This window comes from Bradyrhizobium sp. AZCC 1578 (genome assembly GCF_036924675.1).
GTDB lineage: Bacteria > Pseudomonadota > Alphaproteobacteria > Rhizobiales > Xanthobacteraceae > Bradyrhizobium.
The window spans coordinates 6,241,129-6,260,847 of the sequence record NZ_JAZHRZ010000001.1; the positions used below are offsets into that span (position 1 = coordinate 6,241,129).

Sequence of the window (19,719 nt, forward strand, 5' to 3'; positions counted from 1 at the left end):
TGATGCGATCGTTCCTGTTCGTTCCCGGTGACAGCCTGCGCAAGTTCGAAAGCGCCAAGAAGACGGCGGCTGACGCGCTGATCCTCGACCTCGAGGACTCGATTGCGCCGGAGGAGAAAGTCGGCGCGCGGCGGATCGTGCGCGAGATGCTCGATGCCCGGAATCCGGACCAGAAGATGTATGTCCGTGTCAACGCGCTCGATACCGACTTGACGCTTGGCGATCTTGCGGCCGTCATGCCGAGCCGACCTGACGGCATCGTGCTGCCGAAATGCGCCGGCGCTGCCGACGTGAACCGTCTGTCGCTGTATCTCGATGCCTTCGAGGCGGCCGCCGGGATTGAACAGGGATCGACGAGGATCGTCACCGTAGCGACGGAGACGGCGAGGGCGGTGCTCAAGTTGCTCGACTTTGAGAACATGAGCCCGCGGCTGTGGGGCATGATGTGGGGCGCCGAGGATCTCGCCGCGTCGCTCGGCGCGTCGCGCAACCGGACCGGCGGCCGTTTTCATGGTCCGTTTGTGCTGGCACGCGATCTCTGCCTGATCAGCGCGGCTGCGGCCGGCGTCGTCGCCATCGATACCATCGCCACCGACATCAACGATCTCGACGCGCTCCGGGAAGAATCCGTTGCCGCGCGACAGGATGGGTTCCTTGCCAAGGCGGTGATCCATCCCAAGCACGTCGATGTCGTCAATGCCGCCTTCATGCCGACGGATGAGGAAATCGCCTGGTCGGAGAAGGTCGTCAAAGCGTTCAACGACAATCCGACGTCAGGTGTCGTGAAGATCGACGGCAAGATGATCGACAAGCCGCATCTGCGCGCCGCGGAGAAGATTTTGGCGTTGCGAGGACGGTAGCGCGCTCATCTGCACCGTCCTTAACAAAGTGTTGCCATCGCGCCCTCAACGCATATCGGCATCCTGTTTTCGGACCTAGTCGCATTGGGCGAATTGGTGTTTTTTACAACCTCGCCCGATTCGAAAAATTGCTGCCTTTGAGATTGCCGTGACACCGCCCCCCGCCGCAGCCGCCAGGCTGGACAGCGTTCATCTGCCTTTGCCCGAAGAGAAGTCGACGACCCGCAAGGCGCCCGCGCGCGCCGATCGGCCGTTCAAGGGCATCGCGCTGGTGCTGGCCTCGACAATCTTTCTCGGCACCTCCGACGTCACGGCGAAATATCTGTCCGCGACCCTGCCGTCGATCGAGATCGCCTGGATCCGCTTCCTGGTATTCGCGATGATCATGACGCCGGCGATGCTGCCGGGTTCCCCGCTCTATGCGCTGCAGACCAAACGCCGCGGCCTGCATCTGTTGCGCGGCGCGGCGCTGTTGGCCTCGTCGCTGTTCTTCATCTCCGGCCTGCGGTTCCTCCCCATTGCGGAGGCCTCCGCCACGGGTTTCGTCGCGCCGCTGTTCGTCACCGCGCTGTCGATCATCTTTCTCGGCGAGAAGGTCGGCCTGCGCCGCTGGATCGCGACCGGCGTCGGCCTCGTCGGCGTGTTGATCATCCTGCGTCCCGGCACCGGTGCGTTTCACCCCGCGGCGTTCTTTCCGCTGGTCTCGGCGCTGGCCTGGGCCTGCACGCTGATCATGACGCGAATGATGAGCGGCACTGAGCGCGCCATCACCACCATGACCTATTCGTCGATCGCGGGCCTGTTCATTCTCTCCGCGCTGGTGCCGTTCGTCTGGGTGACGCCCACCTGGCACGATATCGCCTTCGGCATCCTGATCGGTGTCGCATCGACCGCGGGGCAGTGGATCGTGGTGCTGGCGTTCCGCTATGCCGACGCCTCCGTGCTGGCGCCGTTTTCCTACACGCAATTGCTGTGGGTCAGCGTGCTCGGCTTCCTGATCTTCGGCGAAGTCCCGGATGCCTACACGATCACCGGCGCCGCCTTCATCGTCGCCTCAGGCCTCTACACCGCCCATCGCGAACGGGTCCGCCGCTCGCAGCTCCTGACGGTCTCGGGCGAGTCGTCGCCGAACGCTTGATCCGGGTCACCCGCAAGAAGGCACCGGTTCCTGCGCCGGCAAGGGCGTTGTACGCTATTCGTGGTGACCCTCCCGCTAGCGTTTTCGAGCGAAAGCCTGCCCCGGACTTGATCCGGGGTGGCTCCCGGTTCGCGTGAAGAAAACGCGTCAAACAAAAACCTAGCGCATCGGTTCTGATTTCAATCAGAACCGATAGTGCTCTAAGGTGAAAGAAAACCACGGGAGAATCCTTCGTGCGCGCAGCCATTTTCCGCAACGGGGAAATTGTCGTCGACGAGATGCCGGAGCCGAAACCCGGTGCCGGGCAGGTGCTGGTGAAGTCTTTGGCCTGCGGCATCTGCGGCTCCGACCTGCATGCGCGCAAGCACGCGCACCGCATGGTGGAGCTCGCCAAGCATTTTCCTGGCCGCAAGCCGATGGACCTTTCGCGCGACGTCGTGTTCGGCCATGAATTCTGCTGCGAGGTGCTGGACTATGGTCCTGGCACCACGGGCAAGTTCAAGGCGGGCACCAGGGTTTGCTCGCTGCCGGCGCTGCTGACCCCGGAAGGCCCGACGGGCATCGGCTATTCCAACGACAATGTCGGCGCTTACGCCGAGCGCCTGCTGCTCAGCGAAGCCTTGCTGCTCGAAGTTCCGAACGGCCTCGCCGCCGAGCACGCCGCGCTCACCGAGCCGCTCGCGGTCGGCGTTCACGCCGTGGCAAAAGCCACCATCGGGGGAGGCGAGGTGCCCTTGGTGATCGGTTGCGGCCCGGTCGGGCTCGCCGTCATCGCGGCGCTGAAGATCAGGGGATTGCACCCGATCGTGGCCGCCGATTATTCGCCGGCACGCCGCGCGCTCGCCGAAAAGCTCGGCGCCGATGTCGTCGTCGATCCCGCACGCTCGCAGCCCTACGCGACCTGGGCCGAGCACGCCCAGATGTCGCCGGAGGAAAAAGCCGCGCGCCCGCCGCTGCAGGCGCTGTTGCCGGCGCTGAAACCCGCGCTGATCTTCGAATGCGTCGGCGTGCCCGGCCTGATCCAGCAGGTGTTCGAAGGCGCGCCGCGCGATACCCGCATCGTCGTGGTCGGCGTCTGCATGGAGACCGACCGCTCCGAGCCGATGCTCGGCATCCTGAAGGAACTCAACGTTCAATACGTGCTCGGCTACACGCCCGAGGAATTCGCCTATTCGCTCCGCCTGATCGCGGAAGGGCAGGTGGACGCCGCCTCGATGGTGACCGCCACGGTCGGCATCGACGGTGTCGCCAAGGCCTTTGCCGATCTCGCCAACCCGGAAGTGCACACCAAGATCATCGTCGAGCCGTGGCGGTGATCGTTGGAGCGCGGTCGCTTTGCCCACCCTACGGCGCCGCCCGATGTCTCGGATATTCAAGCTGCATCGCGACGAAGTCGGTTGTCTGCGTCCCGTAGCGCGCCGCAATTCCCTGTAGCGCATCGTCCAGCGCTTCCGCTGGCTTGCGATCCCCAACCGTCGACAGCAGTCGTTCGGCCGGCCAGCTCGCCGCGACCTGATCGGGGTGGATACGAATGCCGCCGCGACTCTGCTGCGCGCCGGCAGAGCTGGCGAACGTCACCGCCTGTGAGCGATAGGTCCGCGACCAGGCATCGGTGACGAGCGCCAGCGACACCTCGTCGACGCCGCCCTTGAGTTCGATGCCGAGCTGCTCGTGCGCCCAGAACGCGGCCGTGTTGCGGATAGCCGTCAGCGCAAACGGGCGCGTGAACTTGAATGCGTCGCTGTTGTGGCGCACATCCCACTCGGCGAGGCCGATCTCGCGGCCGACGCCGCGCGCCTTGTCGGGGCCGGCAATCGCCTCGATCAAGGTGAGCGACATCGGCATCGACGCCGTGATTCCGGTGGTCGTCGCCACGCCCTTGTCGACCACCAGCCGCCGGTCCCTGACATAGCGCATGGTGGGATGCTTGCCGCGCAACTCCTTGACGGAATACCAGTGCGTCGTGGCCTGCCTGTCGTGCAGCAGCCCGGCATCGCCGACCACCTTGGCGCCGGCGCAGACGCCGATCACGATTGCACCCTTGGCCGACTGGCTTCGGATCCATTGCAGCGCTTCGGGATCGTCGTCGCGGCTCATGGCGGGGACGATGACATAGTCGGCGCCGTCAGAATGCTGCGCATCGAATTCCGCGACGGTCGCCTGCGGTTCGACCTTGAGCGTCGGAAAGAGTGTCACCGGACCCGGTTTCGTCGCCAGCGTGACGACATCGGCGACGTCGGCGCGCTTGAGGATGCCATAGGGCATGAGATAGTCGGTGGTCTCGGTGGCGTCGTTGATCCCAATGATCGCGATCAACGGCCGCTGCCGCTTCGGCGGCTTCAGCGCCGCGACCGTCGCATCGCGCTCGTCTGGCGCAATCGCCGGCGGGGCCGCGCCCGAGGGCGCCGGTGGTAACGAGAAAATCCAGGCTCCGCCGACCACGGCGACAAGCGCGACTGCGCCGAGCGCGCTCCACAATACACCTCGCGAATTCATCGGTTTGCCGGCACGCGCCTCACTCATATCGACCAACCGCACTCTACAGCCGCCGCGATCCGCCTGAAATGACGCAAATCCGGCGAAAACCGCCATGCGCGGAGAGATGCGCTGCGCAGCGTCCGGGGAACGAGCGGCGATCGCTGCTGCCGGGATCCTCCCGGTTTTCGGGAATGTCCATCCGGCCCGGCGGCCATTGTCACACGCGGGGTGAGGCCGCAGCTTTGCGGGCAAGCATCACGGCCTCTGGGCAAGGAGGGCTTCATGCCGTCGGACAGACGTATGTTCTTGGGCGCAGGCCTCGGCGTCACCGCCGCGCTCGCTTCGCGCGCCAGCGCCTTGGCAGCATCGGCGCAGGCGGTATCGGCAGACCGTCCGCCTCTGCCTGCCAATGTCCGCCTTGAGCCGGAGGTGCGCGCCGCCGCAGCCCATGATTTTGGCCGCCTCATCCACAAGCAACCGCGCGGCGTGCTCAGGCCCGCATCGAGCGCCGACATTTCGAGCCTGATGCGCTGGGCCAGCGGCGCTGATGTCAAGGTGGCGGCGCGCGGGCAGGGCCACTCGATCTATGGCCGCCCGCTGTCCGCGGACGGCGTTGTGGTCGATATGAGCGCGATGAACGCGATCCACGATATCCCGCACGATCGCGTCGTGGTCGACGCCGGAGCGACGTGGAAAGATCTGCTCGACGCAACCCTGGCGCAGGGACTCACGCCGCCGGTGCTGACCAACTATCTCGGCCTATCGGTCGGAGGAACGATCGCGGTGGGCGGCATCGGCGCGACGTCATCCCGGCATGGCATGCAAACCGACAACGTCATCGCGCTGGACGTGGTGACGGGTGATGGCAAAGAACTGAGTTGCTCGTCGGCCACTAACGCCGATCTCTTCGACGGCGTCCGCGCCGGCCTGGGCCAATGCGGCATCATTACGCGGGCAACGCTGCGCCTGGTACGCGCTCCCGAGCGTATCAGGCGCTTTCAGCTCTTCTATCGCGATTTGCCGTCGCTGACAGCGGACCAGCGGCGCGTGCTGACGGAAGGGCGCTTCGACCAGTTGCAGGGGGCCATTCTTCCCGATGGCAGCGGCGGTTGGCGGTACCAGCTCGACGGCGCGATACCTTACGGCAGCGGCTCGGCTCCCGATGACAAGGCGGTGCTTTCCGGATTGTCGGATGAGCGCGGCGCCGCCGTCATCGCCGATCTGAGCTATCGCGAGGATGCCCTGGCGTTTGGAAAATTCGAAAATCTGCTCCGCTCCAAAGGCCAATGGTCCAATCCGCAGCCCTGGCTTTTGACGTTCCTGCGCGGCAGCAACGCCGAACGGGTCGCCGGCGATATTCTGGCTGGCCTGAAGGGCGATGCTGTCGGTCCGTTCGGGCGGATAACTCTCTACCCCTTGCTCACGAGAGCGTTTCATACGCCGCTGGTTCGCCTGCCGGAGGAAGATATTGTTTTTGTCTTCAACCTCATTCGCATCCCCGCATCGAACGATGCGGCGGCGGCGGAGCGGATGGTTGCGGCAAATCGTACGCTCTACGATCGCGTTCGCGAAGCCGGCGGCGTTCAGTATCCGGTCGGTGCCTTCGCCATGTCGCCTGGCGATTGGGAGGTTCACTTCGGATCGAGCTGGCCGCAGCTTCGCGAAGCCAAGCGGCGCTACGATCCACAACATCTGCTGGCATCCGGATATAATGTATTCTGACGTGCTGAGCTAAAGCAGATCGGTCTTCAGGCTGCTCGTCAGAAAATCCGAGAAACGCCGGACACGCTCCAGCGGCGCCCGTGTCGGAGGCCAGACCAACCGGATCTGCATTCCCTCGGGTTCGAATTCCGGCAGAACGATCGTGAGCGCGCCCCGCGCGACAAGATCGCTGATCTGCCACAGCGGCAGCCGGGCAAGGCCGGCGCCTTCGCGCGCGGCAGCCCGGATCGAAGCGGCGCTGTTTGAACGAAAGCGGCCGTGCACCCTGATCGACTGCAGCCGGCCGTCGATCCGAAACGTCCATTTGTCGATGACCTCGGCGCCGGCCCGCAAGATGCAGGCGTGCCGCTCGAGATCGCCTGGATGCTGCGGCCGGCCATGTTCGGCGAAATAGGATGGCGCGCCGACGATAACCACGCGCAGCGTATGCAATCGCCGTGCGATCAGGGATTCATCGGCGGAGTCGCCGATCCGCACGGCGATATCGAGGCCCTCAGCGACGAGATCGACCTGCTCGTCGGAGGCGCGAAGCTCGACATCCACGTTGGGATAGAGCTTTAGAAAACGGCTGACGATTGGCGCCACGTAGGACGACGCGAACAAAATGGGCGCACCGATTTTCAACGGCCCCAGAATTTCGCCGCGCAGGTTGGCTGCCTCGGCCCGCGCCTCGATGATTTCTGCAACCGCCGGCTTGATGCGTTCGTAAAATACCCGCCCGGCCTCGGTTGGCTCCGACCGCCGCGTGGTGCGTTTGACGAGCTCGACGCCGAGCGCACGTTCCAGCGCCATCAGCGATCGGTTGAGGGATTGCAACGGGCGCCGAAGATGACGTGAGGCCGCCGCCTGGCTGCCCTTCTCGATGACTGCGAGGAAGGCTTCGAGATCGTCCAACCGTTCCAATTCGATATACCGTGTCTGATATACCGCCCCTTCTGATGCTGCATCGAACATCCAGCGATTGCAAGGTCGGCAGGGCCGACCAGGCAAATCACTTCTGATTTTCAGAAATCGTGTCAAGCCCAAGAATCAGAAAGAATCAAAAATATTCCGCTTCACGCGAGAGGCAAATCAGCCGCATATTTCCGCCCGTCTCACCCATTGAGGGGCGCTCGCGATCGTCACGAACGTGCGGTGAGATGCGATGGACGCTGATGGCGCGCTGGACGTACGCGCCGGAAGCGTACGGCGAAGTCGTGTGGTTCGGGCGCCGCGGTGCTGGCGTTAAGTCTGCGGGGATTATCCCGTCGGCGACGGAGGCAAAAGAGCCGTTCTCCGGGAAGCAACTGTATTCGTAGACCGGTGATCGGCCGGGCTCAAGGCTGGCGCTGCGCGCCACCGCCTCCGGCGGCTGACGGCCTTGACCCCGTCCGCTCACCGGTCTTTAGGCTGGGCATGCGCTCGGCAGGGGCCGAGCGGGATCGCTCACTTTGTAGCTGGCAGCATCCCATTTTTGGCGCCGTGCGATCATGGTGTTGAGGATGACGATGAGTTTGCGCATGCAGGCGGTCATCGCAACCTTCGGCTCCTTCCCTTTGGTGATCAGGCGACGATAGAAGGCCTTGAGCACAGGGTTGTGCTGGGTCGCAGCCCCGACACAAGCCATGTAGAAGATGTTACGGACCTTGCGGCGTCCGCCCTTGATGTGGCGCTGACCCTGCCGCCGACCACTGTCGTCATCGTAAGGAGCCACACCCAACAAGGCTGCGGCGATATTGTTGCTGACCTGGCCGAGTTCCGGCATCGCCGCGATCAGGCCGGCGGAAGTGATCTCGCCAAGCCCCGGCACGCTTTCGATGATCTCGGCGAGCTCGGCAAAATGCGGCGTGGCCTTGATCAGGGCTGCGATCGCAGTCTCAAGCTTGGCAACTTCGACGGCAATCTTCTTCAGGAGCCGTGCCTGCATTTTCTGCACGACCTCTGGCGTGGAATGCTCGTCCCTGTTTTGCAGGCTCGTCTGCAGCTCGAGCAGGGCTTGGCGCGCAGTCACGATCTGCACCAGATTCTCACGTTCTGCATCGTAGGCCTGGCCCGGCGCGTCGGTGAAGGTCTCGGCGAACCAGGCGATCATCTCTGCATCGATCGGATCGTTCTTGGCGAGCCGCCCCGCCGAGCGGGCGAAGCTACGCACCCGCTTCGGATCGTCGATCCGGACCTCGATGCCGGCCTCGCGCAGCGCCTTGGCCCACCCCCGCTCGTAGCCGCCGGAAGCCTCCATCGCTGCCTTGCCGATCTTGTGTTTGCGAAGCCAGCGGATCAGTGCGCGCCGCCCTTCCGCGGTGCTCGGGAACGTCTGCCGTTGAGACAACGAGCGAATGCATGCATCCACCTTGTCTTTGGCGACGTCGATACCGGCGACAGCGCGATCGTTTTGTGCCATCATCCACTCCCTTCCTTGCTCGGTTCGGGCTCGCAGCCCATGCAACTGTTCGGGTTGAGGAAGACACACCGGATCTGTCCCCCGCTTCCCGACAGGCTCAAGGCCTTTGAGCACGAACGGGCTCAGATCCAGCGACGGGCGGTTGATCAGAACCGCCCGTTCGCACATTCTGGCACGTTTTGCGGACACAAGAGCACGAAGTAAGCCGTAAAGCCATTGCGCAGGGAAGGCCGGGATGCTCCCGCTGTACCTGTATGCTCGTGTGCGTTTTTCATGCGCAAGCAGCACACGAGACCGCGGGTGCAGCCAGCACCCGGTCTTCCCTGCGCCCTCTGAATGAGAGGGCGGGAAATGAAAAGCAAATCTCGGGCGCGTCGTGCCGCGAGAACGCGGAGTCATATTTTGTATCGCGACTATCTCCATCTCCGTCGTCCCTGCGAAAGCAGGGACCCATACGCCGCGGCGGGTGTTGTCTTGGGACGATGATCGACAGCTTTGCTTCAACAATGCAGATCTGTGGTTATGGGTCCCTGCGTTCGCAGGGACGACAGCTACACCGGCAGGGCAATCGAATACTTCACCTGGCTCAGTGCAAAGCTCGACTCGATCGAAGCGATGCCGTCGAGCCGCGTCAGCTTGGTCTTCAGGAACGCTTCATAGGAGGAGAGGTCGGCCGCCACGACGCGCAGGAGGTAGTCGCGATTGCCGGTCATCAGATAGCACTCCAGCACTTCGTCCCACTTCGAGATCGCTTTGGCAAAGCGGTTGAGGTCTTCCTCCTTCTGCCGCGCCAGCTTGATCGAGATGAAGACGCTGACATGGAGCCCCAACGATTTCTGGTCGACGGTCGCAATGTAGCGGGTGATGACGCCGCGCTCTTCCAGAAGCTTGACGCGGCGATGGCAGGGCGACACGGACAGGCCGACCTTGTCGGCGAGCTCCTGCATGGTCATGCGGCTGTCGGACTGCAGCAGGGCAAGAATCTTGCGGTCGATGGCGTCGAGGGAGGGCATTGGGATGAACTCAGGGTTTGGAGGCGGATTGTGGGAAACTATCCCAATATCGGGCGGTATGTCGCAGGAAATTGAGAATTTTGGTAGCCCACCGCCCGCTAAAATCGGCGCATACTGAACGCCTCCGGAGCATGGCCATGCCGATCGAGCCCGCACGCTTGGAAATGCTGACCGCGCTGGCGCGCAAGGTTTTGTGGTTGTCGTCATGGACCATCCATCACGCCAATCACGTCAGGCCTAACGTCGATGGCTTGAAGGTCGGTGGACATCAGGCGTCATCCGCCTCGCTCGCCAACATCATGTCGGCGCTGTATTTCTCAGTGCTACGGCCGCAGGACCGCGTCGCGGTGAAGCCGCATGCGAGCCCGGTGTTTCACGCCATCCAATATCTGTTCGGCCACCAGACCCGCGACAAGCTGGAAAATTTCCGCGGCTTCAAGGGCGCGCAATCCTATCCGTCGCGCACCAAGGACGCCGACGACGTCGATTTCTCCACCGGCTCGGTCGGCCTCGGCGTCGCGCAAACCCTGTTCTCCTCGCTGGTGCAGGATTACGTCACTGCCCACGGCTGGATGAGGGAGCGCCCCGAGGGGCGGATGATTGCGCTCGTTGGTGACGCCGAGATGGACGAGGGCAATATTTTCGAGGCGCTGCTCGAGGGCTGGAAGCATGCGCTGCGCAACACCTGGTGGGTGGTCGATTACAACCGCCAGAGCCTCGATGCGGTCGTCCGTGAAGGGCTGTGGTCGAAGTTCGAGACGATGTTTCGCAATTTCGGCTGGGAGGTCGTGATTGTGAAATACGGCCGCCTGATGCAGGCGGCATTCGCCGAGCCCGGCGGCGAGGCCTTGCGGCGCTGGATCGACAATTGCCCGAACCAGATGTACGCCGCGCTATGCTTCCAGGGCGGCACGGCGTTTCGCAAGCACTTGCAGGACGACATCGGCGATCAGGGGCAGGTCTCGCAACTGATCGACCGCCGCAGCGACGACGAATTGCTGGCGCTGATGTCCAATCTCGGCGGACACGACATGGCCAGCATGATCGAGGCGTTTGAATCGATCGATCACGATCGGCCGGTCTGCTTCATCGCCTACACCATCAAGGGCGTCGGCCTGCCAATGCAGGGCCACAAGGACAACCACGCCGGCCTGATGACGGTGGCGCAGATGGAGAAGTGGCGCGCCGCGCAGAACATCCGATCCGGCCATGAATGGGATAAGTTCGAAGGCCTGTCACAGACGCCGGCCGAGCTCGAAGCATTTTTGGCGGCAGCGCCCTTCAACCAGGAAGGCCGCCGCCGGCTGACCGCGCCAGTGATCGAAGTGCCCGAGCGGCTTACTTTCAAACCGGCGGCGCAGATGTCGACGCAGCAGGGTTTTGGGCTGGTGCTCAATGAGCTCGCGCGCGGCGATACCGAACTGGCCGCGCGCATCGTAACCGCATCGCCTGATGTCACCGTCTCGACCAATCTCGGCGCCTGGGTCAACCGCCGCGGGCTGTTCGCCAAAGCCGAAAACCACGACCTGTTCCGGCAGGAGAAGATCCCGTCCGCCTATAGTTGGGAGTTCTCGCCGAAGGGGCAGCACCTCGAGCTCGGCATCGCCGAGATGAACCTGTTCATCATGCTGTCGGCGCTCGGGCTGTCGCATCAGATTAACGGCGAGCGGCTGCTGCCGGTCGGCACGTTGTACGATCCTTTTATCGAGCGCGGCCTCGATGCGCTGAACTACGCCTGTTACCAGGACGCGCGCTTCATGGTGGTGGCGACGCCATCCGGCATCACGCTGGCGCCGGAAGGCGGCGCGCATCAGTCGATCGCCACGCCCTTGATCGGAATGGCGCAGGACGGGCTGGCTTCGTTCGAGCCGGCGTTCGTCGATGAACTTGCCGTGATCATGGGGTGGGGCTTCCGCCATATGCAGCGCGAAGACGGCGAGGGCGGTTCGGTCTATCTGCGGCTGTCGACCCGCACGGTCGACCAGCCGCAGCGCATCATGACGCCGGCCTTGCAGAGCGACATCACCGCGGGCGCTTACTGGCTACGCGAGCCAGGCGCCAATTGCGATATCGTGATCGCCTATACCGGCGCGGTCGCGCCCGAGGCGATCGAGGCGGTGGGCTTGATCGGCGAAAGCCACCGCGATGTCGGTTTACTGGCGGTAACCTCCGCGGACCGGCTGCATGCGGGTTGGTCCGCCGCGCGGAACTTGCGCCGTGACCGCCGTGGCATCCAGCATCTCAGTCATATCGAAAAGCTGCTGGCGCCGCTGTCGCGCGATGGCGGCCTCGTCACCGTGATCGACGGCCATCCGGCCGCGCTCGGCTGGCTCGGCAGCGTCCGCGGCCACCGCACTGAAGCGCTCGGCGTCGAGCAGTTCGGCCAGACCGGCACGATCGGCGACCTCTACCGCCACTACGGCATCGACGCCAACGCCATCATCGACGCGGCAGAAAGCCTCACGGTAGGTGCGCCGGTGCGGCATCGGAAGATGGCGGTGTAGCCGTCGTCCCTGCGAACGCAGGGACTCATAACCACAGGGAGTAGTTGCGTCAGGAGGTATCTGCCAGCGTGCCCAGAGATAGGCCGCGGCGTATGGGTCCCTGCGTTCGCAGGGACGACGGTGAGGTACGCACCTTGCCACCCTCACACCGCCACCCTTATATCCAGCGCCTGCCGCATTGCGGCACCCCGCATATGGCGGGTTCAACTGCCCTGGCTTTCGTGCAAGGATGCCTGCCGAACGCTTCCGTTCCTCCCTCCATTGCTCCGAGATTAAAGAGGTTTCCGATGGTCAATCGCATGCAATTCTACATCGATGGCGCCTGGGTCGATCCTGTCGTCAAGAAGTCCACACCCGTCGTCAATCCGGCGACCGAAGAGGCGATGTATGAAGTTGCGCTCGGCTCCAAGGCCGACCTCGACAAGGCCGTTGCCGCCGCCAAGCGCGCCTTCGTGACCTATTCGCAGACCAGCCGCGAAGAGCGCATTGCGCTCTTCGAAAAGATCATCGAGATCTACAAGGGCCGCATGAAGGAGATCGGCGCCGCCGTGTCCGACGAGATGGGCGCGCCGCTGCCGATGGCCGAACGGCTGCAGGCCGGTGCCGGCCTCGGCCACATCGCCTCCACGCTCGAGGTGTTGAAGAACTATCATTTCGAGGAGACGCTTCCTTCGGCCGTCGTCGTGCGCGAGCCGGTCGGCGTCGTCGGCATGATTACGCCCTGGAACTGGCCGCTCAACCAGATCGCCTGCAAGGTCGCGCCCGCGCTCGCCGCCGGCTGCACCATGATCCTGAAGCCTTCGGAATTCACGCCGACCTCGGCCCTGATCTTCGCGGAAATCCTCCATGAAGCGGGCGTACCGAAGGGCGTGTTCAACCTGCTCAACGGCCTTGGCCCCGAAGTCGGCGCCGCGATGGCCGAGCACCCGGACATCGACATGATCTCGTTCACGGGCTCGACCCGAGCCGGCGTCGACGTCGCCAAGCGCGCTGCGCCCACCGTGAAGCGCGTCAGCCAGGAACTCGGCGGCAAGTCGCCGAACGTCATCCTCGAAGGCGCCGATCTCACCAAGGCAGTCACCGGCGGCGTGATGCACATGTTCAACAACTCCGGACAGTCGTGCAACGCGCCATCGCGGATGATCGTGCCGCTGTCGAAGATGAAGGAAGTCGCCGCCATCGCCAAGGGTGTCGCCGACAAGACCAAGGCAGGTGATCCGCGCGCCGAAGGCACCACCATCGGCCCCGTCGTCAATCGCGGCCAGTGGGACAAGATCCAGGCGCTGATCAAGAAGGGCATCGACGAAGGCGCAACGCTGGTGGCCGGCGGTCCCGGTCTCCCCGAGGGCGTCAACAAGGGCTTCTATGTCCGCCCGACCATCTTCGCCGACGTCACCAACGAGATGACGATCGCCCGCGAGGAAATCTTCGGACCGGTGCTGACGATCATCGGCGCCAAGGATGAAGCCGATGCGGTGCGCATCGCCAACGACACGCCCTATGGTCTCGCCGGTTATGTCACGGGCGATACGGTAGAAAGCGCGCGTCGCGTCGCCCGCCAGATCCGCGCCGGCAACGTCAACCTGCAGGGCGTGCCGAACGACCGCACCGCGCCGTTCGGCGGCTACAAGCAGTCCGGCAACGGCCGCGAATGGGGCAAGTACGGCCTCGAAGAATATCTCGAGGTCAAGGCGGTCGCCGGCTACAACGCGGCGTAAATTGATGCGGCGCTCGCGCCGATCGTGAAAGATGCCGGCTGCGGAACCGCGGCCGGCATTTTTTTGACCAGAATCATCGTCAGGCTGAAGCCAACGTCAATGCGCGCCGATACTGCGACGATCTAACAAGAAAAGTGTGGAGGATGCCCGTGAAGAAAATTGCCGGTTGCGCTCGTCGCGCTGATGTCGCTGACGACCGCCGTTCAGGCGCAGACTCCCAGGGACCTGATCGCAGCCCTCAAGGTAAAGTGGAACACGCCGACCGAGCCGTTCAAGATGATCGGCAACGTCTATTATGTCGGAACCGACGGCCTGGCCTCCTATCTGATCACATCGCCGCAGGGCCATATCCTGATCGATACGGTAATGCCGGAATCAACGACGCAGATCAAAGCGAACATCGAGAAACTCGGATTCAAGATCACCGACGTCAAATATCTGCTCAATACTCACGCGCACATCGATCACACCGGCGGCCTCGCCGAAATGAAGCAGGCCAGCGGCGGCCAGATGGTCGCCGGCGAAGCTGACAAGCCGCTGCTTGAAGGCGGCTACTATCCGGGCGCGCGGGAAGACACCTCGCTCGCGTTCCCGCCCGTGAAGGTCGATCGCACGGTTCGCGAAGGCGACACGGTCACCGTAGGTGACGTCACGTTGACCGCCCGCGAAACCCCCGGCCATTCGCCGGGCTGCACGAGTTGGTCGTTCTCGGTGAAGGACGGTGACGCCACGCGCTCGGTCCTCATCTTCTGTAGCGGCACGGTGGCGCTGAACCGCCTCGCCGGCAACCCGACCTATTCCGGAATCGTTACCGATTACCGGAAGACGTTCGTGCGGGCAAAGGACATCAAGCCGGACGTGCTGCTCGCGCCGCATCCGGAAATGTACAAGATGGCGGAGAAGCGCGCCAAGCTCGCTGAAGGTGGACCCAATCCGTTCGTCAGCCCCGGCGAGTTCAACGCCTATGCGGCGACGCTGGAGAAGGCGTTTGAAGACGCGCTTGCCAAGCAAACCGCCGCCGCGCAGGAAAAGAAGGGGTGAGCGGGCGAGTTCTAACTTCCCGTCGTCCCGGACAAGCGAGCATCGCGAGCGCCGATCCGGGACCCATAACCACAGGAAGTCGTTTTGCGAAGGCTGGTGCTCCAGCTTGCTCCAGCAACTCGATCCTGTGGTTATGGGTCCCGGCTTTCGCCGGGATGACAGCGGTGTGTGCGGGGAGCTATCCTCCCGGCGCGCCCTGCGTGTTCACATAGAGCGCGTAGATCGACTGGCTTGCGGCCATGAACAGTCGGTTGCGCTTGACCCCGCCGAAGCAGAGGTTGGCGCAGCGTTCGGGTAGCGCAATGCGGCCGATCATGACGCCGTCGGGAGCGAACACGACCACGCCGTCGAGTTCGGGATCGCCCATGCCCCAGCCGCACCACAGATTGCCGTCGATGTCTATTCGAAAACCATCCGGCGTGCCTGGTCCCGCATCGACAAACACGCGCTTGTTGGACAGCTTGTCGCCGGAAGGCGAGACGTCATAAGCGAGGATCTTGCGGTTGGGTGCGCCGCGGGACTCGATGATATAGAGGATTTTTTCGTCCGGCGAGAAAGCGAGCCCGTTCGGTCCCAGCACGCCCTCGGCGACGATGGTGGCCTTGCCGGTCGCGATATCCAGCCGATAGACATTGGCGTCGATCTCGGGTTCGGCCTTGTAGCCCTCATAGTTGCCGAGGAGGCCGAACACCGGATCAGTGAACCAGATCGAGCCGTCGGACTTCACCACGACGTCGTTCGGAGAGTTCAACCGCTTACCGTCGAAGGAATCGATCAGCACCGTGATCGAACCGTCATATTCGGTACGCGTCACCCGCCGCCCGCCGTGCTCGCAGGTGACCAGGCGTCCCTGCCGATCACGGGTGTTGCCGTTGGCGAAATTCGACGGCTTGCGGAAGATGCTGACCGCGCCGGTCTCCTCCTCCCACTTGATGATACGCTGGTTCGGGATGTCGCTGCACAACAGATATCGCCCGTCGCCGAACCACACCGGCCCTTCGGCCCAGCGCAACCCTGTGGTCAGCCGCTCCACCGCCGACAGCTTGAGCCAATACTTCTCAAAGCGCGGATCGAGCGCGCGGATGGCCGGATCGGGATAATAGATGGCCGGGCGCCAGCCGGCTGAATGCGATGCTGCATCGGACATTTGCTGTTCTCGTTGGTGCGTTCCCAGAGCGTTTGGGTTAGCTATCATTACCTGCTAATGACCGCAAATCGATCGCGAGATTAAGAGGAAACAAATGCCACGCATATTGATGACCGGCGCCGCCGGCGGGATCGGCACATCCTTGCGCAAGCTCTTGCAGCCGATCTATCCGGACCTGTTGCTGAGCGACTTGAAGCCGCCGGCCGATCTCGGCAAGGACGAGAAGTTCAAGGCGGCCGATCTCGCCGACATGGCGCAGGTTGAGGCGATCTGCGAAGGCATCGACGGCATCCTGCATTTCGGCGGCTACTCGGTGGAAGGTCCGTGGGACTCGATCCTGCAATCCAACATTATCGGCGGCTACAATCTGTTCGAAGCGGCGCGGAAAAAAGGGCGTCAAGCGCGTGGTGTTCGCCTCGTCGAACCACGCGGTCGGCTTCTATCCGCGCCATCACCGGATCGGCACCGACGTAACCGCACGGCCCGACAGCCGCTACGGCGTCAGCAAGGTGTTCGGCGAGGCCGTGGGCGCGCTCTATGCCGACAAGCACGGGCTTGGCGTCACTTGTATCCGGATCGGCAATTTCGGCGAGATGCCACTCGACCACCGCCGCCTGTCAATCTGGCTGAAGCCGGAGGACCTGGTGCAGCTCTGCCGCATCGGGCTCGACCACCCCGACATTCACTTCGAAATCTTCTACGGCGCCTCCTACAACGAGCGCGCCTGGTGGGACAACCATCGCGCCTACGAGCTCGGCTATCGGCCGACCGGCCGGGCTGAGGATTTCCGCGAGTACGCGATGGCCGAGCAGGCCAAGTTAAAAGCGGATCCGGTCGGCGATTACTACCAGGGCGGCGCGTTCTGCAGCATGGAGTTCGACGGCGACGAGAGCCGGATCGTGGATTGGAGCAAGCGCTAGCGCTTGCCCTCATCCTCGGCGATCCGCCCGAGATAATCCGACTTGCTGAACTGCATATGATCGACGCAGAGCTGCGCCAGCGCCCAGCTATCGCGGCCCTTCAAGAGTTCAATCATGAGTTCATGCTGCCGACGCGATAGTGCCAGTCCCTCCCTGTCGGCGAGATTCTTGGCGCGCATCGGCAGCGTCAGGTTCATGTAATCCTGCAGCGAGCGCACCAGATAGGGGTTGCCGCAGGCGGAGAACAGCGCGACGTGAAACGCGTCGTTAGCCTCATGAATGCCGCGCAAATCCTGCGCGTCGGCCCTGGCGCAATATTGCCGCTGCAGCTCGTTCAACTGCTCGATCAGGCTGGCCGGGGCGGGCAGCGCAATCATCAGCGCCGCCTGCCGCGTCAGCATTTCCCGGACCTCGTAGATCTGGCGCACCTCCGCGGCCGAATAGAACCGCACGGTGGCGCCGATGTTTTTTTCGCGCCGCACGATGCCTTGACGTTCGAGTTGGAATAGCGCCTGGCGGACGAAATGCCGGCTGGCGCCGTAGCGCTGCATCAGCGTGTCCTCGACCAGCCGCGAGCCCGGCGCAAAGCGGCCGAAGATGATGTCCTCTTCCAGCCGGCGGATGACTTCCGCCTGTTCCTCCTCGCGCGTCGGCGCGGAAGTTTCCGTCAATGATTCCTGCGGCTTCATCGCAAAGCCTCCCAGCCCGACGGCCGATAGCAATCCTCGACGCGGGCCTGATCTGATATGCTCGCCCAGGCAATGAGATGATGGCGGCTCACCATGCCGGCGCCGACGATGCCAATGCGCAACGGTTGGTTCATGAGCGCGTTTCCAGTTTGGACGGAAAGTCAGCACGCAAGCACATTATTGTCAATAATGCCGCAGTATGTTTGGCGATAGACCTCGCTCACAGCACCAAATGATCAAACATTGACAATAATCTGCCGGGCTCCTTAAGTGCCCATCCACGACGACAGGAAGAAAAAATGGCCGACGGACTTCGCAAGGGACTGACGAGTTATGGCGATGCGGGCTTCTCGCTATTCCTGCGCAAGGCCTTCATCAAGGCCATGGGCTACTCGGATGATGCGCTGAACAGGCCGATCGTCGGCATCACCAATACTTACAGCGACTACAATCCCTGTCACGGCAACGTTCCGCAGATCATCGAAGCGGTGAAGCGCGGCGTGATGCTGTCGGGTGCGATGCCGATGGTGTTCCCGACGATTTCGATCGCCGAGAGCTTTGCCTATCCGACCTCGATGTACCTGCGCAATCTGATGGCGATGGACACCGAGGAGATGATCCGCGCGCAGCCGATGGACGCCGTGGTCGTGATCGGGGGATGCGACAAGACGTTACCGGCGCAGATCATGGCCGCAGTCTCGGCCGATCTGCCGACCGTCGTCATTCCGGTGGGCCCGATGGTGGTCGGGCATCATAGGGGCGAGGTGCTCGGCGCCTGTACCGATTGCCGCCGGCTCTGGGCGAAATATCGCGCAGGCGAGATCGATGACAACGAGATCGAAGCCGTCAACGGCCGGCTGGCGCCGTCGGTCGGCACCTGCATGGTGATGGGCACCGCCAGCACCATGGCGTGCATCACCGAGGCACTCGGGCTGTCGCTGCCGATGAGTGCGACGATCCCGGCGCCGCATGCCGAACGTTTTCGTTCGGCCGAGGCCAGCGGCAGGGTGGCGGCTGAAATGGCGAAGGCCAAGGGACCGAGGCCGAGCGAGATTCTGACGCCGGCATCGTTCCGCAACGCGCAGGTCGTGATGCAGGCGATCGGGGGCTCGACCAATGGCCTGATCCATCTCACCGCGATCGCCCATCGCTCGCCGCACAAGATCGACCTCGAGACATTCGACAGGCTCGGCCGCGAGGTGCCGGTGCTCGTCGATCTGAAACCGTCGGGCGAGCATTACATGGAGCATTTCCATCATGCCGGCGGCGTGCCGAAGTTGATGGCGCAACTTGGCGATCTCATCGATCTCGACGCCAAGACCATCACCGGCCAAACGCTGCGCGACGTTGTCGCTGGCGCGGAAGATGTTCCGGGACAGGACGCCATCCGTCCGCGCGACAATCCGATCAAGGCCGAAGGCGCAATGGCGGTACTGCATGGCAACCTCGCGCCGCGTGGCGCCGTCATCAAGCAGTCGGCGGCGAGCCCAAAACTGCTGCAGCACACCGGGCGCGCCGTGGTATTCGAATCGGTCGAAGACATGACGCTGCGGGTCGACGATCCCGATCTCGACGTCAACGCCGACGACGTGCTGGTGCTGCGCAACGCCGGTCCCAAAGGCGCGCCGGGCATGCCGGAAGCGGGCTATCTGCCGATCCCGAAGAAGCTTGCGCGTGGCGGCACCAAGGACATGGTGCGGATATCGGACGCGCGGATGAGCGGAACGGCGTTCGGCACCATCGTGCTGCACATCACGCCGGAGTCGGCCGTGGGCGGGCCGCTGGCGCTGGTGAAGAATGGCGACATGATCCGGCTCGACGTCGCCAAGCGTAGCATCGACCTGCTCGTCGACGAGGCGGAGCTGGCAAAGCGGCGCGCGGCGCTGGCACCGGCCGTGACGCCCGATTGGGCCAGGCGCGGCTACGCGCATCTGTTCAACGAGACGATCCTGCAGGCCGACGAGGGTTGCGATTTCGATTTCATGCGCGGGCAGGGGAAGGACTAGCTTGCCGAACCAAGCCGTCGTCCGTGCGAACGCAGGGACCCATACCGCGTTGCTCTCGCGGTTAGAACAAGACGGCTGACGCCTTCGAAAACAACGAACGCTT

At 63.5% G+C, this 19,719-nt stretch carries 15 protein-coding genes and 1 pseudogene; 9 read left to right on the top strand and 7 right to left on the bottom strand.

Annotation, left to right across the window (positions count from 1 at the left end):
• Positions 1-2: 2 nt before the first annotated feature.
• From V1290_RS29825 to V1290_RS29835, 3 genes are all read left to right on the top strand, one after another.
• Positions 3-860 carry an HpcH/HpaI aldolase/citrate lyase family protein gene (locus tag V1290_RS29825; protein WP_334367684.1) on the top strand — a complete coding sequence of 286 codons (858 nt, stop codon included), beginning with the start codon at positions 3-5 and terminating at the stop codon, positions 858-860.
• Positions 861-1,053: 193 nt separating this feature from the next.
• Positions 1,054-1,998: a DMT family transporter gene (locus V1290_RS29830; RefSeq protein WP_442895085.1), complete on the top strand. Its 945-nt coding sequence runs from the start codon at positions 1,054-1,056 to the stop codon at positions 1,996-1,998.
• Between the two features lie 233 nt (positions 1,999-2,231).
• Positions 2,232-3,314, top strand: coding sequence for a zinc-binding dehydrogenase (locus tag V1290_RS29835; protein WP_334367686.1), 1,083 nt, complete (start codon positions 2,232-2,234; stop codon positions 3,312-3,314).
• A gap of 28 nt (positions 3,315-3,342) precedes the next feature.
• On the opposite strand, the gene V1290_RS29840 is transcribed toward V1290_RS29835, so the two are convergent.
• Positions 3,343-4,494 carry a DJ-1/PfpI family protein gene (locus V1290_RS29840; RefSeq protein ID WP_334367687.1) on the bottom strand — a complete coding sequence of 384 codons (1,152 nt, stop codon included), beginning with the start codon at positions 4,492-4,494 and terminating at the stop codon, positions 3,343-3,345.
• A 264-nt stretch (positions 4,495-4,758) separates the two neighbouring features.
• On the opposite strand from V1290_RS29840, the gene V1290_RS29845 reads away from it, so the two are divergent.
• Entirely contained in the window at positions 4,759-6,198 is a 1,440-nt protein-coding gene (locus tag V1290_RS29845) for an FAD-binding protein (RefSeq protein ID WP_334367688.1), read from the top strand.
• A 9-nt stretch (positions 6,199-6,207) separates the two neighbouring features.
• Here V1290_RS29845 and V1290_RS29850 read toward each other — a convergent pair whose 3' ends face one another.
• From V1290_RS29850 to V1290_RS29860, 3 genes are all read right to left on the bottom strand, one after another.
• Positions 6,208-7,092, bottom strand: coding sequence for a LysR family transcriptional regulator (locus V1290_RS29850; RefSeq protein ID WP_334367689.1), 885 nt, complete (start codon positions 7,090-7,092; stop codon positions 6,208-6,210).
• 490 nt (positions 7,093-7,582) lie between these two features.
• On the bottom strand, positions 7,583-8,866 hold the full coding sequence (locus tag V1290_RS29855) for an IS110 family transposase (protein WP_334367690.1): 1,284 nt from the start codon (positions 8,864-8,866) through the stop codon (positions 7,583-7,585).
• A gap of 263 nt (positions 8,867-9,129) precedes the next feature.
• Positions 9,130-9,591: an Lrp/AsnC family transcriptional regulator gene (locus V1290_RS29860; protein WP_057844495.1), complete on the bottom strand. Its 462-nt coding sequence runs from the start codon at positions 9,589-9,591 to the stop codon at positions 9,130-9,132.
• Between the two features lie 137 nt (positions 9,592-9,728).
• Between V1290_RS29860 and V1290_RS29865 the strand changes: the two genes are divergently transcribed.
• The 3 genes from V1290_RS29865 (at position 9,729) to bla (ending at position 14,854) form a co-directional block, all read left to right on the top strand.
• Positions 9,729-12,095: a transketolase gene (locus V1290_RS29865; protein WP_334367691.1), complete on the top strand. Its 2,367-nt coding sequence runs from the start codon at positions 9,729-9,731 to the stop codon at positions 12,093-12,095.
• Positions 12,096-12,382: 287 nt separating this feature from the next.
• Positions 12,383-13,813 carry an aldehyde dehydrogenase family protein gene (locus V1290_RS29870; protein WP_334367692.1) on the top strand — a complete coding sequence of 477 codons (1,431 nt, stop codon included), beginning with the start codon at positions 12,383-12,385 and terminating at the stop codon, positions 13,811-13,813.
• Positions 13,814-13,996: 183 nt separating this feature from the next.
• Positions 13,997-14,854, top strand: a complete 858-nt coding sequence (bla, locus tag V1290_RS29875; RefSeq protein WP_334369214.1) for a subclass B3 metallo-beta-lactamase — start codon at positions 13,997-13,999, stop codon at positions 14,852-14,854.
• 178 nt (positions 14,855-15,032) lie between these two features.
• Here the strand turns inward: bla and V1290_RS29880 are convergent, their stop codons facing one another.
• On the bottom strand, positions 15,033-16,001 hold the full coding sequence (locus tag V1290_RS29880) for an SMP-30/gluconolactonase/LRE family protein (RefSeq protein WP_334367693.1): 969 nt from the start codon (positions 15,999-16,001) through the stop codon (positions 15,033-15,035).
• A gap of 94 nt (positions 16,002-16,095) precedes the next feature.
• Between V1290_RS29880 and V1290_RS29885 the strand changes: the two are divergent.
• Positions 16,096-16,921 (top strand): annotated as a pseudogene (locus tag V1290_RS29885) (NAD-dependent epimerase/dehydratase family protein).
• On the opposite strand, the gene V1290_RS29890 reads toward V1290_RS29885, so the two are convergent.
• Positions 16,918-17,610: a GntR family transcriptional regulator gene (locus V1290_RS29890; RefSeq protein WP_334367694.1), complete on the bottom strand. Its 693-nt coding sequence runs from the start codon at positions 17,608-17,610 to the stop codon at positions 16,918-16,920. The pseudogene V1290_RS29885 and the gene V1290_RS29890 sit on opposite strands and share 4 nt — an antisense overlap.
• Complete coding sequence (locus V1290_RS29895) at positions 17,607-17,744, bottom strand: hypothetical protein (RefSeq protein WP_334367695.1); 138 nt, start codon at positions 17,742-17,744, stop codon at positions 17,607-17,609. The genes V1290_RS29890 and V1290_RS29895 overlap by 4 nt, the downstream gene beginning before the upstream one ends.
• A gap of 165 nt (positions 17,745-17,909) precedes the next feature.
• Here V1290_RS29895 and V1290_RS29900 point away from each other — a divergent pair, with 165 nt between their 5' ends.
• Positions 17,910-19,616, top strand: a complete 1,707-nt coding sequence (locus V1290_RS29900) for an IlvD/Edd family dehydratase (RefSeq protein WP_334367696.1) — start codon at positions 17,910-17,912, stop codon at positions 19,614-19,616.
• Positions 19,617-19,719: the final 103 nt, after the last annotated feature.

Coding starts and splice junctions, on each gene's coding strand:
- V1290_RS29900 (WP_334367696.1), top strand. CDS start 17,910: ATGGCCGACGGACTTCGCAAGGGACTGACGAGTTATGGCGATGCGGGC.
- V1290_RS29845 (WP_334367688.1), top strand. CDS start 4,759: ATGCCGTCGGACAGACGTATGTTCTTGGGCGCAGGCCTCGGCGTCACC.
- V1290_RS29865 (WP_334367691.1), top strand. CDS start 9,729: ATGCCGATCGAGCCCGCACGCTTGGAAATGCTGACCGCGCTGGCGCGC.
- V1290_RS29825 (WP_334367684.1), top strand. CDS start 3: ATGCGATCGTTCCTGTTCGTTCCCGGTGACAGCCTGCGCAAGTTCGAA.
- V1290_RS29880 (WP_334367693.1), bottom strand. CDS start 16,001: ATGTCCGATGCAGCATCGCATTCAGCCGGCTGGCGCCCGGCCATCTAT.
- V1290_RS29860 (WP_057844495.1), bottom strand. CDS start 9,591: ATGCCCTCCCTCGACGCCATCGACCGCAAGATTCTTGCCCTGCTGCAG.
- V1290_RS29895 (WP_334367695.1), bottom strand. CDS start 17,744: ATGAACCAACCGTTGCGCATTGGCATCGTCGGCGCCGGCATGGTGAGC.
- V1290_RS29840 (WP_334367687.1), bottom strand. CDS start 4,494: ATGAATTCGCGAGGTGTATTGTGGAGCGCGCTCGGCGCAGTCGCGCTT.
- bla (WP_334369214.1), top strand. CDS start 13,997: ATGTCGCTGACGACCGCCGTTCAGGCGCAGACTCCCAGGGACCTGATC.
- V1290_RS29870 (WP_334367692.1), top strand. CDS start 12,383: ATGGTCAATCGCATGCAATTCTACATCGATGGCGCCTGGGTCGATCCT.
- V1290_RS29890 (WP_334367694.1), bottom strand. CDS start 17,610: ATGAAGCCGCAGGAATCATTGACGGAAACTTCCGCGCCGACGCGCGAG.